Origin of the sequence: Rhizobium sp. NLR10b (genome assembly GCF_019685435.1) — a bacterium.
GTDB lineage: Bacteria > Pseudomonadota > Alphaproteobacteria > Rhizobiales > Rhizobiaceae > Rhizobium.
In genome coordinates this window covers 129791-142431 of sequence record NZ_JABDWV010000017.1, presented here as the reverse complement: position 1 = coordinate 142431, position 12641 = coordinate 129791, and the positions used below count along the sequence as shown (strand labels likewise).

The 12641-nt window shown below is 61.6% G+C and carries 11 protein-coding genes; 5 read left to right on the top strand and 6 right to left on the bottom strand.

What is annotated here, in order from left to right; genetic code table 11:
* Nucleotides 1-24 precede the first annotated feature (24 nt).
* Entirely contained in the window at nucleotides 25-1506 is a 1482-nt protein-coding gene (locus tag HJB91_RS25420) for an oligosaccharide flippase family protein (protein ID WP_221156074.1), read from the top strand.
* A 50-nt stretch (nucleotides 1507-1556) separates the two neighbouring features.
* Nucleotides 1557-2384, top strand: a complete 828-nt coding sequence (locus HJB91_RS25415) for a glycoside hydrolase family 16 protein (protein WP_221156073.1) — start codon at nucleotides 1557-1559, stop codon at nucleotides 2382-2384.
* 21 nt (nucleotides 2385-2405) lie between these two features.
* On the opposite strand, the gene HJB91_RS25410 is transcribed toward HJB91_RS25415, so the two are convergent.
* The 6 genes from HJB91_RS25410 to HJB91_RS25385 form a co-directional block, all read right to left on the bottom strand.
* A complete protein-coding gene (locus tag HJB91_RS25410) occupies nucleotides 2406-3485 on the bottom strand; it encodes an ABC transporter ATP-binding protein (RefSeq protein WP_210630020.1) in 1080 nt (359 codons plus the stop codon).
* Entirely contained in the window at nucleotides 3482-4411 is a 930-nt protein-coding gene (locus HJB91_RS25405) for a PfkB family carbohydrate kinase (RefSeq protein ID WP_221156072.1), read from the bottom strand. The genes HJB91_RS25410 and HJB91_RS25405 overlap by 4 nt, the downstream gene beginning before the upstream one ends.
* Nucleotides 4412-5434, bottom strand: coding sequence for an SIS domain-containing protein (locus HJB91_RS25400; RefSeq protein ID WP_221156071.1), 1023 nt, complete (start codon nucleotides 5432-5434; stop codon nucleotides 4412-4414).
* On the bottom strand, nucleotides 5431-6276 hold the full coding sequence (locus HJB91_RS25395; protein WP_210630023.1) for a carbohydrate ABC transporter permease: 846 nt from the start codon (nucleotides 6274-6276) through the stop codon (nucleotides 5431-5433). Before HJB91_RS25395 ends, HJB91_RS25400 begins: the two co-directional genes overlap by 4 nt.
* On the bottom strand, nucleotides 6276-7160 hold the full coding sequence (locus HJB91_RS25390) for a carbohydrate ABC transporter permease (RefSeq protein ID WP_221156070.1): 885 nt from the start codon (nucleotides 7158-7160) through the stop codon (nucleotides 6276-6278). Before HJB91_RS25390 ends, HJB91_RS25395 begins: the two co-directional genes overlap by 1 nt.
* Before the next feature lie 71 nt (nucleotides 7161-7231).
* Nucleotides 7232-8470 carry an extracellular solute-binding protein gene (locus tag HJB91_RS25385; RefSeq protein ID WP_210630024.1) on the bottom strand — a complete coding sequence of 413 codons (1239 nt, stop codon included), beginning with the start codon at nucleotides 8468-8470 and terminating at the stop codon, nucleotides 7232-7234.
* A gap of 229 nt (nucleotides 8471-8699) precedes the next feature.
* Between HJB91_RS25385 and HJB91_RS25380 the strand changes: the two genes are divergently transcribed.
* From HJB91_RS25380 to HJB91_RS25370, 3 genes are all read left to right on the top strand, one after another.
* On the top strand, nucleotides 8700-9905 hold the full coding sequence (locus HJB91_RS25380; RefSeq protein ID WP_210630025.1) for an ROK family transcriptional regulator: 1206 nt from the start codon (nucleotides 8700-8702) through the stop codon (nucleotides 9903-9905).
* Nucleotides 9906-10267: 362 nt separating this feature from the next.
* Complete coding sequence (locus HJB91_RS25375) at nucleotides 10268-11623, top strand: extracellular solute-binding protein (RefSeq protein WP_210630026.1); 1356 nt, start codon at nucleotides 10268-10270, stop codon at nucleotides 11621-11623.
* Between the two features lie 124 nt (nucleotides 11624-11747).
* Nucleotides 11748-12632, top strand: a complete 885-nt coding sequence (locus HJB91_RS25370; protein WP_210630027.1) for a carbohydrate ABC transporter permease — start codon at nucleotides 11748-11750, stop codon at nucleotides 12630-12632.
* Nucleotides 12633-12641: the final 9 nt, after the last annotated feature.

Here is a 12641-nt window from a genome sequence, read left to right as displayed (position 1 = left end):
CTGCCGACGAGGAATAGACAGATCATGTCAAGCCTATCTCAGAGGACGGCGACGGCGAGCATCTGGACGATCAGCGGAAAATTCCTCGCGCGACTGCTGGATTTCGTCAGTCTTCTCGTCCTTGCAAGGTTGTTGAGTCCCGCGGATTTCGGATTGGTCGCCATTGCGACATCGGTTCTGGTCATCATCGAGGCGATCCTGGATCTGCCGTTGACGCAGGCCCTGATGCGTCAGCCGTCCCCTTCCGACGAGATGTTTGCGACGGCTTTCACGTTGAGCCTGCTGAGAGGGTTGGCCATCACCCTGCTGATGATGATCATTTCCTGGCCGATGGCCGTGATCTACGACGATTCCCGACTTTTTGCGCTTGTCGCGGTGCTTTCGATCGCGCCGGCCATGCGCAGCATGATCAGTCCGCGCATGGTCCTTTTCATGCAGCGTTTCGATTTCAAACGCGAATTCGCGCTCGACCTCATCACCAAGGGATCGACGCTGCTGTTCGGGGCAGGGGTGGCGGTGGCGACGGGCAGCTATTGGGGGCTCGCGGCCGGGGCGGTCGCCGGCCCGACGGCGGCGATGATCACCTCCTATGTCTTTGCGCCGATGCGGCCGAAGTTCAGCCTGTCGGAGTGGAAGCGTTTCCAGGACATGATCAGCTGGAATACCGTGTCGCAGGTGCTGAGCGCGATTAATTGGCAGCTCGACCGACTGCTTTTGCCGCGTTTTGCCGGGCTGTCGACATTTGGCGCCTTCAGCGTCGCCGACAATATCGCCGGCATTCCCTATCAGACCTTTGTCGGCCCGTTGCTGCGTCCGCTGATGGCGGCGTTCTCCACTGTCGAGGACCGTCGCAACCTGGTTGCCGCCTATTTGAAGGCAACGGGTGCAATCACCTTCGTCGCGGCGCCCATTCTCATTGCACTTGCCTTTCTGGCCGAGCCGACGGTGCGTATCCTCGTCGGCGAGAAATGGGCATCCGCCGCACCAATTCTGCAATGGCTGTGCCTGCTGAGCCTGCTCGGTCTTCCGACGAACATAGTGCCGGCATTGGCGATGGTCATGGACAAGACCCGTTCCCTCGCCTTGCGGATGTTTGCCGAGTTCGCAGTCAGAGTCCCGGTCACCATCCTGGGTATCGTTTATTTTCAGGTGGCGGGTGCGCTTGGCGCGCGTGTTGTGGCGGTTCTCGTCGCTTATGCCGTGACGCTCATCATCACTCGGCGGTTGATCGGGGCGAGTTTTGCTGCGCAGCTGAATTCCTTTTGCAGGCCTCTGGCCGCGAGCCTGCCGATGATCGCTTTCCTGCTCTGGATGGAGCCGAATCTCGCCGCCATGCCAACCGGCTTCAGCCTGATCGTCAGCCTGGCGCTTTGCGGCGCGGCGGCGGCGACAATCTTCTGGGTCTTCGCGCTATTGCTCTGGCAGGTTCTGGGAAGGCCCGACGGCATCGAGACCATCGTCGTTCACAGGCTCGTGCTGCGACGGAGCAGAGTTGTCATTTCATGAAAAAGACCCGTGCAGCCCAACGATTGTTTTAGTGGTTTCGGAGGAGCGCAATGCGTTACGGCATATCTTCTAAGAGTTTTGGGTTGCTCGTTGTTCTCGGACTGGGGGCGTTGCCGAGCCGGCCTAGTGTCGCCCAGGAGCCGATCAACATGGACGCCTATCAGCTGACCTTCGAGGAGAATTTCGACGGCCTCGATGTCTCGGCGTGGGGAGAGAGAAGCTCCCGCTGGATCGCTCACACGCCCTGGAACGGCGACTTCGGCGACGCCCGCTTCACGGATCCGGCGCCCGATTTCCCGTTTGCGAACGATCAGGGAATCCTGAAGATCGAAGCGCGCAAGGGGGAGGATGGAACTTGGCGGTCGGGCCTGCTCTCGGCGGTCAACCCGAAAGGCGAAGGCTTCTCGCAGCAATTCGGCTATTTCGAAGCGCGGATGAAGCTGCCGCCGGGCAAGGGTGTGTGGCCGGCCTTCTGGCTCATCGGGCTCGACCGGTCAAAATACACCGCCGAGATCGACGTGCTGGAATATTATGGACGCGCGCCCTACGAGTTCAGCATGGGTTTTCATATCTGGCGCCAGGCCCATGGCGGTGAGAATTCCAATGGCGGCTATTGGAAGACCGTCCAGGACGGAATTTTGAACAGCGAGTATCATACCTACGGCGTCGATATCCAGGCCGACAAGACGACCTTTTATCTCGATCGCCAATACCTCTGGAGCTTCGATACGCCGAAGGAGTTCCACATGCCGTTCTACCCGCTGGTGAACCTGGCGCTCGGCTCGGGTTGGCCGATCGATGAAACGCCGAACCCTTCCATCCTGCTCGTCGACTATATCCACGTCTACAAGCGCAAGCCGGCCGACGCGGCGAATTGAGCGAACGACCGTTTGACCCCTCTATTGCTCGCGGAGGCAACTGAGACCGGTTTGTGCATCGAAGAGATGCATCGCCTCCTCGTCGACGAAGAGGGTGAGTTTTTCGTCGCCGGGGACCAGCGTGCGCGGCGGCAGGCAGGCCATCAGCCGTTGGTTCTCCGCCAGGGCGGTGACGACGAGCTCCGGGCCGGTTAACTCCGCAACCTCCACAGTTGCCTCGAGCGAAGCCCCGGATCCAGCCGTGCGAAGGGACTCGGGGCGGATGCCGAGGATCAGGTCGCGGCCATCGGCCGCCGCCTTACCGAAGCGGACGGGCAAAGGCAGGCTGGTACCGGAACCAGAGAGCACCAGTCGACCATCCCGGACGGTTGTCTTGAGCAGGTTCATCGGCGGCGCGCCGACGAAGGTGGCGACATAGAGCGTCGCCGGACTGTTGTAGATCTCTTCAGGCGTGCCGAGTTGTTCGATGCGGCCGTCGCGCATGACGGCAATGCGGCTCGCTAGCGTCATCGCCTCGATCTGGTCATGGGTGACATAGACCACTGTCGTCTTCAGCATCTGGTGAAGGCGCTTGATCTCGGTGCGCATTTCCATGCGCAGCTTGGCGTCGAGATTGGAGAGCGGCTCGTCGAAGAGGAACACCTCCGGCTTGCGCACCAGGGCACGGCCGATCGCGACGCGTTGCCGCTGGCCGCCGGAGAGCTGGCTCGGCTTGCGATCGAGCAGATTTTCGATCTGCAGGAGCGATGCCGCATCGCGCACGGCCCTGTCGCGCTCCGGCGCCGGAACTTTACGCATTTCCAGGCCGAAGCCGATGTTCCTATGCACCGTCAGATTGGGATAGAGCGCATAGGACTGAAAGACCATGGCGATGTCGCGGTCCTTCGGATGCACGCGGAGCACCGAGCGGCCGCCGATCCTGACATCACCGCTCGTCGCCTCGGCCAGGCCGGCGATGATGTTCAAGAGCGTTGACTTGCCGCAGCCGGAGGAACCGAGCAGCACGAGGAATTCGCCGCTTTCCAGGGAAATATCGATGCCTTTCAGCGTCTCGACGTCGCCATAGGTCTTGCAGATATTTTCGATATCGAGGGCGCTCATGACTGTGGCTCCTGACGAGAGTTCGTGTCGCCATAGCTGCGGGGAAGGGTGGAGACGGCGCGCGAGGCGACCTCGGTTCCCGCCCTCAGGCAAGATATCAAAGGCTCGTCCTTTGCCAGTGCTGCGAGAAAGGCGGCGTTGAAGACATCGCCGGCGCCGATGGTATCGACCACCGTCACAATAGGCGCAGTCACCGAAACCAGTTGGCCGTCAGACCCGATCGCGATTGCGCCATCGGGGCCGCGTTTGACGACGACGATCGCACCTTGCGGCATATGCGAGCTAATGTGCCGTGCGGCTTCGATCGGATCGGCGATGCCGGCAAGCGTCGTCGTCTCGACCTCATTGAGCAGCGCGATGCGGCTGCGGGACAGCCAAACGCGTGTCGCAGCGCAATTCTGCTCGGTCCAGCCGTCGAGCGGCCAGCCGGTGTCGAGGGCGACGGCGATGTCATGGCTCTCGGCCCAGTCGAAGAAGGCGTCATATTGGCGCGTCAGATCGTCGGTCAGGAAGCCGCCGCAGAGAAGTGCGTAGCCGCCGCGAAGCCTTGCGCCGTCGATGACGGCGAAGACATCGGCCAGGGTGAAGCGCGGCAGGTGGCCCCGCGTCGTGAAGAAGGTGCGCTCGCCGCCAGGATGGGTGATGCCGACGGAGAGGGTCGTTTGTTCAGGGCGCACCGGCCACTTCTCGGAACGGTGGCCGAAGGCTTCGGCCAGCCAGCGGCCGAACTGATCACTACCGATATTGGCGGCGATCTCGAATTCGATGCCGAGCGCCTGCCAGGCGAGCGCACTGTTGCCGGCGGAGCCGCCGACCCTGAGCTCGTCATGGTCGACGATGATCTCCGTCCCGGCTTTCGGCCAAGGGGCAGCCGGCCCGAGGATCAGGTCGACATTGACGTTGCCGATGACTGCAAGCGGCCGCATTCATTCGCTCCGGGTAATCTTGGTTGAACGGATCGGTGTTCCGGCATTCTCAACGCGGGTTTCGGCAAAGCCGATCATCAGTCGCTGGGCCGTCGGCAGCATGGCCAAGATCGCGGCAAGACCTGTTGCTGGAGCAAAGCGGATCGTCACTGCTCCGGTGACCGCAGCTTCTGTGGAGGCATCGAACAGGATGACGGGGGCGCCGGTCTCGACGGCGGACTGTGCCATTGCTGTAACCAGGCCGGCGGTTTCATCCTGACCGCGGAACAGCACAACGCCGATCTCCGGCCCGAGCATCTCCATCGGACCGTGGCGGAGCTGACCGCCCTCCAAAGAAAAGCACGGACGGCGCGACAGCTCGGTCAATCCGAGCGCCAATGCTTCGGCAACACCTTGCAGGCGGCGGCCCGAGGTGACGATGGTCGCGACGTTTTCGAGTGCGGCGAGGGCGGCGGCGATCTCGTGGTCTTCAGGCGCTTCAAGGACAGCAAGCGCGGCTGCGGGATCTTCGCCGAGCGCGGAAAGGATTGCCAGATGCAGAGCAAAAGTCACCGTCAGACTGCGGGTGGCTGCGAAGGCAAGCTCGGTGCCGCCGCTGCCAAGGAGCGACGGGGCGGTTCTTGCCAGGAACGAGCCGGCTTCCAGCGTCAGGCCGAAAGTTTCCAACGTGCCTCCGGTCTCGCTGAACCAACGCACAATCTCAGCGCTTTCGCCCGATTGCGAGGTGACGAAGATCGTTCTGCCGGCGATCGGAAGCGGTTGGCCGAGCTGCTCGGACAGTGGCAGGGCAACGGCATCGATGCCAAGACCACGATAGAGCGGCTCGACGGCGCGATTGACGGCATGTGAGCCGCCCATGCCGATCAGGAGCAGCCGGCCGGTTTTCTCAAGCGAGGCGGCGGCCTTTGCTGCCATCGGCCCGGCCGTTTCATAGGAGGCGATCGCATCGGCGTGCTGGTGGGCCATTTCGCGGTCGATCGCCGCAAGCCCGGCGGGCCGGTTTCTTTTTGTTGTCATCTTCATCCCTTGACGCCGCCGCTGGTGAGCCCCGAAATCAGGGCGCGTTGCATGACGAGACCGATCAGCACCGGGGGCAGGGCGGCGAGCACGCCTGCCGTCGCGATCAGCCCGTAATCGGAAACGCGGCCGCCGGCGAGATCGGCAATGGCGACGGTCAGCGTCTTGGCGCGCTGGTCCGAGGTGAAGAGCAGCGCATAGAAGAATTCATCCCAGGCAAGCAGGAATGCAAAAAGGCTCGAGGTCGCGACCACGGGGGCGGCGAGCGGCAAGGTGATGATCCGGAGCGTCTGGAACAGGCCGGCACCGTCGATCATCGCGGCGGATTCGATCTCGCGCGGAATGGAATCGAAGCCCGACTTCATCAGCCAGGTGGTGAAGGGCGCGAGAATGGTGAGATAGACGAGGGCGAGGCCGAAGACGTTGTTCAGCATGCCGAGATGGGAGAGGCCCATATAGAGGGGAACTGCGAGCGCTACCGGCGGCAGCATGTAGGTGGCGATTACCATCGACAGCGACCAGCCGACGGAAGGCGTACGTGACACGGCCCAGCCGGCCGGAATGGCGAGCGCGATGGCGGCGATCGTCGCCATGCCGGCCACCTCGACGCTGTTGCGCAGCGACGAGGTGAAGGCGGCGCCGGCGCTGTTTTCGAGCGTCGACAGCAGCACTTGGTATCGCGAGAAATCGACGGCTTGCGGCCACCAGCGCAGCGGCTTTGCCGCAAGGTCGGCGGCCGGCGAGATGCTCATGATGAACAGCCATAGGATCGGCGCCAGGATGACGGCGGCAAGCAGCAGCGCTGAGAGATGAATGAAGACTGAGAAGAGCGGGCTTTGGCGTTCCATCAGCTGGCACTCCCGGCGGTCTTGCGCACCAGGGCCGCGTAGCCGGCAGCGAGCAGCGTCACCAGCAGCGTGACGATCAGGGCGAGCGAAGCGCCCGAGCCCGCGCGCTGGAAGGAGAAAGCTTCCTGATAGACCAGGATCGACAGCGTGCGGGTGCTGTTGGCCGGTCCGCCGCGGGTCATGACCCAGATGATATCGAACACCTTGAAGGCTTCGATCGTGCGCAGCACCAGCGCCACCATCAGCGGGCCGGCGAGATAGGGCAGGATGACGAAGCGGAAGCGGGCGAAGGGGCCGGCGCCGTCGACGAGCGAGGCGGCGGTGATGTCGCGCGGCACGGCCTGGAGTGCGGCGAGCGCGATCAGCGCCACCAGGGGGAAGTTCTTCCAGCAGTCGGCGGCGATGAGGGCAGCGAGCGCCGTGCCGGGTTCGCCGAGCCAGGAGCGGTAGGCGTCGAGCAGGCCGAGCTGGGTCAGCGCGGCGTTCAGCGCGCCATATTCAGGATTGTAAATCAGCCGCCAGAGCGTGGCGTTGACGACGGTCGGCAGCGCCCAGGGCAGGATCATCAGGGCGCGCAGCGCGGTGCGGCCGCGAAACTGCTGGTTCAGCAGCAGGGCCGCAAGGACGCCAATCACCATTTCGGCTGCGACCGAGACAATCGCGAACCAGGCTGTGGTGATGAGTGTGCGCTGGAAATTCGAGCCGGAGAGCATCTTGGCGTAATTGTCGATGCCGACGAAGCTGCCCTCGGTGCCGACCAGTTTGGCATCGGTGAAGGAGAGGCTGACGGTATCGACCAGAGGCCAGCCGATCACCGAGATCATTACCACGAGAAGCGGCAGCATCAAAAGCCACGCGCGGGTTGTCAGCCAAGTGCCCGACATCGAGGCAACCCTTTTCATTCACAGGTTCTGGAGACCGGGCGACGGCGGGCGCCGCCCGGGTCATGCCGGGCTCAGAGGCCGCTGTTTTCGGCCGCCGATTTCAGCGCATCCTCGGGAGAGGACTGGCCGAGCAGGGATTCCTGGATCGCCTGCTGCAGCGCGGTCGACAGCTCCTGATATTTCGGCGTCGTCGGGCGCGGATACATGGCTGCGAGGCCGACCTTGGCGGCGGAAATCAGCTCTTCCTGGCCCTTGGTGACTGCAGGGTCCTCATAGGAAGAGGCCCAGATCGGCAGGCTGAGCTTGGCATAGGCGTTTTGCGTCGCCTGCGAGGTCATGAAGGTAATGTATTTCCAGGCTTCGTCGGGGTGTTTGCTGGCGGAGGTGATGCCGAGGCCCATCGAGCCGTTGACGGCCGAAGCCTCGCTCTTGCCGGCCACGCCCGGAGCCGGCACGACGCCGACCTTGCCCGCGACCTTGCTGTCCTTCGGATCGTTGGCCATGTTGTACATGTAGGTCCAGTTCAGCGCGAAGGCGGCGTCGCCGTTCTGGAAGACCTTACGGACGTCTTCTTCCAGAAATTCCTTGGAGTTCGGGTTGGTCAGGCCCGATGTATAGCTCGCGACCATGTATTTCAGCGCATCGAGACCGCCGCCGCTCTGGAAGGCTGGCTTGCCGTCCTTCAGAAAATCGCCGCCATAGGCGCTGACGAGCGTGGTGTAGTCGCAGATGGCGGCCTCGGCCTGCGACCAGCTCCAGGCGATCGGCGTGGCGAGCAGACCCTTGCCCTTGATGGTCTTTGCCTGCTCGGCCAGTTCGTCCCAAGTCTTCGGTGGCGCCTTGATGCCCGCCTTCTCCAGGATTTCCTTGTTGTAGAAGAGGTATTTGGTGTCGAGAATCCACGGCATACCGTAATATTTGCCGTCATACTGCACGGTGGTCCAGGCGCCCGGCAGCACGCCTTTCTTCATCTCGTCGGTGATACGGGATGAGACGTCGACCAGCACCTTGTTGGTGGCGTATTCGGCAGGCCAGATGACGTCGAAGAGGACGACGTCGTATCCGCCGCCGGAACCTTGGGCCAGCACCGTCTTATCGTGCAGGCCCTCATAGGGGACGAATTCGAGATTGACCTTGATATCGGGGTTCGCCTTGCCGAAGGCATCGGTCATGGCGCGCACGTCGGCCTCACTGTAAGCGGCCTGCGCCATGAAGAGCGCGTTCAGCGTCGTTTCGGCGAAAGCATGCGGAGCAAAGGATGCGCCGATCAAGGCCGCACCCAGAAGCGTCTTGTTGAGAGATTTCAGCATTGCAGCCTCCAGTTTTTGAAATTTACGCATGGCCGAGGGCGGTTTCGCCGCCATCGGTTTTCGAGAGGGCACGCGTGAAAAAAAGCGCGCCTGGTCATCATCTCGGAGCGTCGGTGGAGGCCCTTCGCGGCCTCCTGCGTTCCCTGGAACTCTCCGGTCCCTTATTAAGTCAAATGTCTTGACTTATTACTTCGCCAACATTCTACTGGAGTCAAGAGGCAATTGACACATGAACGACATCAGGCCGATCCGAGCCAAGAGCGGCACCAATCACGAAGGCACCAGCGCTCATAACCGGCGCGTGATGATCGATGCCTTGAGGATCAACGGTGCGCTCTCGCGCGCCGATCTGGCGCGGGCGACGCGGCTGACCAAGCAGACGGTGTCGAATATCATCGAGGAACTCGCGCGCGATGGCCTCGTCAGTTCGCAGGAGGCTGTGCGCAAGGGCAGGGGCCAGCCCTCGACGCCTTATGGCCTGGTGCCCGAAGGTGCTTTCGCGATCGGCCTCCAGATCGACCGGCACGTGACGCGGGCGGTCGCCGTCGACCTCGTCGGCAGCGTTCTCGTACGCGCAGAAGCCGGGCTGCCGCCCGGAGGTCCGTCGACGGGAACGAAGGTCATTCTCGATCTCGTCGCCGGCGTGCGTTCCAGGCTTGCCGGTATCGTCCAGCAGTCGGAAAAACGGCTGGTCGGGCTCGGCGCCGCAATGCCTGGCCCGTTCGGCATGGAAGGCAGCGGCGACGATCCCTGGATGATGGAGGCTTGGCAGAAGTTTCCGCTCCTTGAAACGCTGAGCGACGGCACTGGCCTCGATGTCGGTCTTCAGAACGATGCGGCAGCGGCTGCGACCGCCGAGCGCATGGTGGGAGCCGCCCACGGCATCGACCATGCCGTCTGCCTGTTCGTCGGCTACGGCATCGGCGCCGGTTTGATCCTAAACGGCGAGCTCTATCGCGGCGCCAACGGCAATGCCGGCGAGATCGGCATGGCGCTGCTCTTTGCCGACGGTAAAACGACACCGCTCGAACACCGTGCCTCGCTCGCCTCGCTCTACCAGCATCTCTCGGCCGATCCCGCCGATCCCGATCTCCATGGGCGCATCAATGAACTCGCCTCCAGCGGGGATCCAAGCATCGAAGGCTGGATCGAGGCGGCGGCGGCGGACCTGCGCTGGAGCATCCATCTCATCGAAACGGTCTTCGATCCGCAGACGGTGATCCTCTGCGGCAGCGCACCGGAAGCGCTGGTGAACAGGCTGATCGCGGCGATCGGCCCGCTGCTGCCTTCGATCGCCGAGAGGCGCGGCCGGATGCTGCCACGGCTGCAGCCCGGCATGGCAGATCCCTGGTCGGTGGCGCTCGGGGCGGCAGCCGGACCCATCAGCCGTGCATTCGATCCGCAGTTTGCTGCAATCTTGAAGGATTCCCTGTGATTTTGGGCCAAAACCGGGCGTTGCACAGCAGTGCAACGGCAAAAATGCCCATGTTTTTCGCAAGTTTCGTTATCAAAGGCTGCTGGAATAGGGGTGCTCTTTCGCAATACAGATAGATATTGAAGGCGTTGAAAAATTACAACTCTTCGAAAGCAGATGCGGAAAGCTTGAAATATATTTAATGTCTTTCCAAATATTCTCGAAATATTTCTCTTGGAGCTGTGAATAACGATTGCATGTCACTTTTGTGACGACTAGATTTTTAACATTTCATGTCATGTAATATTCATTGGCGGCGGCAATTTGAACCAGCTAAATGGGCGTGCGCTTAAAGCGCGCCCCTTTCTACGTTGGAGGTTCTCATGCAAGCCAAGCTTCTCGGCGCCGTTCGCGCCCTTCTCGCCACAGCGGTTCTTGCTGGGCCCGCTGCCGCCGCCGAAAAGACCAAGATTGATTTCTGGTTCGGCAATTCCGGTGATATCGCAAAGCGTGTCCAGGAACAGTGCGATCGCTTCAACCAGTCGCAGACCGATTATGAAGTCGTCTGCACCAGCCAGGGCAGCTACGACGCTTCCCTGCAGAACACGATTGCCGCTTTCCGCGCCGGCAAGCAGCCGACAATCGCCCAGGTTTCCGACGCCGGCACGCTCGACATCATGCTTTCCGGCGCCTTCTACCCGGCAAACCAGCTGATGACCGACATGGGCTACACGGTCGACTGGAAAGACTACTTCTCCGGGATCGCCAACTATTATGCGACGTCGAAGGGCGAGATGTATTCCTTCCCCTTCAACTCATCGACTGCTCTGCTCTACTGGAACAAGGACGCCTTCGCCAAGATCGGCAAGGACCATGCTCCGACCACCTGGCAGGAAGCCGGTGAAGACTTCAAAGCTCTGAAGGACGCAGGTTATGCCTGCCCTCTCGGTTTTGACATCTCCAACAACGAAGTCTGGCAGTACATCGAGCAATTTGAAGCCGTCAACGGCGAAGCGATCGCGACGAAGAAGAACGGCTTCGAAGGTCTCGACGCCGAGCTGGTGTTCAACAAGAACCCGCTTCTCGTCAGCTACGTCAAGGACCTCAAGTCCTGGTACGACAACAAGCTCGCTGTCATCAAGAACAAGGCCGTCGGCCAGACCTTCGTCGAAGCCTTTGCTGCCGGCGACTGCCAAGTCATCCTGACCTCCGTCGGTGACCATGGCAATATCGGCCGTACCGCCAAGCAGGGCATGAACTGGGGCGTGGCAATGCTCCCGACCTACGGCAATGCAACCCGTCACAGTTCCTTCGTCGGCGGCGCTTCGCTCTGGGTCTTGAAGGGGCATACCGATGCCGAATACAAGGCTGCCGCTGCCTTCTTCAACTTCATCGCCAAGCCGGAAGAAGCGCTGACCTGGTCGACCGTCACCGGTTATATTCCGGTTCGTAACTCCGGCTTTGAATATCTGAAGAAGCAGGGTTTCTACGACAAGGCTCCTTATGCCGGCCGCGAGCTCGCCATTCAGAGCCTGACCGCATCGCCTGCTGACGATACGGTTCCGCATGGCATCCGCCTCGGCGGCCTGCTGCAGGTCCGCACCGAGATCGCCAACGGTCTGCAGGCAATCTTCGTCAACAACGCCGATATCCAGGCTTCGCTCGACGGCGCTGCCGATCGCGGGAATCAACTGCTGCGCCGCTTCCAGCAGACCTACAAGAACGTTCAGCTTCCCTGATCAACCGATATGAGCCGCCCCCGGTCCACTTGCGGACTGGGGGCGTCCTTATACATTCATACCGGCTGCGGAGGCGAAGTCGCCGCCCGCGCCTAAACCAAACCAGGCCGAAAACGACCACCCCATGGAAAAGCGCGTCACCTTCTCCTCGACGACGATCGGACTGCTCTTCGCGTTTCCGATGCTGCTGCTGATCTTCGTCTTCTTCTATTGGCCGAGCGCGCAGGCGCTTTATTGGGCGTTCACGCTCGAGCAGCCATGGGGCGGCGGCAATGCCTGGGTCGGTTTCGACAATTTCAAGCAATTGCTCAGCGACCCGATCTACTGGGAATCGATCAGCCGCAGCATGGTTTTCGCCTTTAGCTCGACGATCATTGCAATGGGGTTTGCGCTCATCCTGGCGCTTTTGACGGATCGTGAACTGCGCGGCCACAAAATCTATCGGTCGGTCTTCATCTGGCCTTATGCGATCGCTGCTCCCGCTCTCGGGCTCGCCTTCCGCTTCATTCTGGCGCCGGAGGCAGGCCTCCTGTCTGTTATCAACCAAGTGTGGCCCGGTCTCTGGAACCCGGCGCTCGACGGCAAAGACGCGATGATCGCCGTCATCGTCGCCTTTTCGTGGAAATATATCGGCTATAATTTCATCTTCTTCCTTTCGGCGCTTCAGGGCATTCCGCGTTCGCTGATCGAGGCCGCGGCCATGGATGGCTCCGGGCCGCTGCGCCGCATGTGGGATCTCCAGCTGCCGCTGCTCACGCCGACCCTGTTTTTCCTGCTCGTCATCAACATCACCGAAAGCTTCCAGGATTCCTTCGGTATCGTCGACGTCATGACTCAGGGCGGTCCGGCGCGGGCGACGGAACTGATGGTCTACAAGATCTATTTCGACGGCTTCAGGGGGCTCGATTATTCGGGGGCCGCCGCCCAGTCGATCATCCTCATGGCGCTCGTCGTCCTTCTCACCATTTTCCAGTTCCGCTTCATCGAGCGGCGCGTGCACTACAAGTGAGGTCGCTGA

What these genes read in the sequence shown, in the direction of transcription:
- HJB91_RS25390 (WP_221156070.1), bottom strand. Translation starts at nt 7,160, where the DNA reads ATGTCGGGCACTTGGCTGACAACCCGCGCGTGGCTTTTGATGCTGCCG.
- HJB91_RS25380 (WP_210630025.1), top strand. Translation starts at nt 8,700, where the DNA reads ATGAACGACATCAGGCCGATCCGAGCCAAGAGCGGCACCAATCACGAA.
- HJB91_RS25400 (WP_221156071.1), bottom strand. Translation starts at nt 5,434, where the DNA reads ATGAAGATGACAACAAAAAGAAACCGGCCCGCCGGGCTTGCGGCGATC.
- HJB91_RS25385 (WP_210630024.1), bottom strand. Translation starts at nt 8,470, where the DNA reads ATGCTGAAATCTCTCAACAAGACGCTTCTGGGTGCGGCCTTGATCGGC.
- HJB91_RS25375 (WP_210630026.1), top strand. Translation starts at nt 10,268, where the DNA reads ATGCAAGCCAAGCTTCTCGGCGCCGTTCGCGCCCTTCTCGCCACAGCG.
- HJB91_RS25420 (WP_221156074.1), top strand. Translation starts at nt 25, where the DNA reads ATGTCAAGCCTATCTCAGAGGACGGCGACGGCGAGCATCTGGACGATC.
- HJB91_RS25370 (WP_210630027.1), top strand. Translation starts at nt 11,748, where the DNA reads ATGGAAAAGCGCGTCACCTTCTCCTCGACGACGATCGGACTGCTCTTC.
- HJB91_RS25405 (WP_221156072.1), bottom strand. Translation starts at nt 4,411, where the DNA reads ATGCGGCCGCTTGCAGTCATCGGCAACGTCAATGTCGACCTGATCCTC.
- HJB91_RS25410 (WP_210630020.1), bottom strand. Translation starts at nt 3,485, where the DNA reads ATGAGCGCCCTCGATATCGAAAATATCTGCAAGACCTATGGCGACGTC.
- HJB91_RS25395 (WP_210630023.1), bottom strand. Translation starts at nt 6,276, where the DNA reads ATGGAACGCCAAAGCCCGCTCTTCTCAGTCTTCATTCATCTCTCAGCG.
- HJB91_RS25415 (WP_221156073.1), top strand. Translation starts at nt 1,557, where the DNA reads ATGCGTTACGGCATATCTTCTAAGAGTTTTGGGTTGCTCGTTGTTCTC.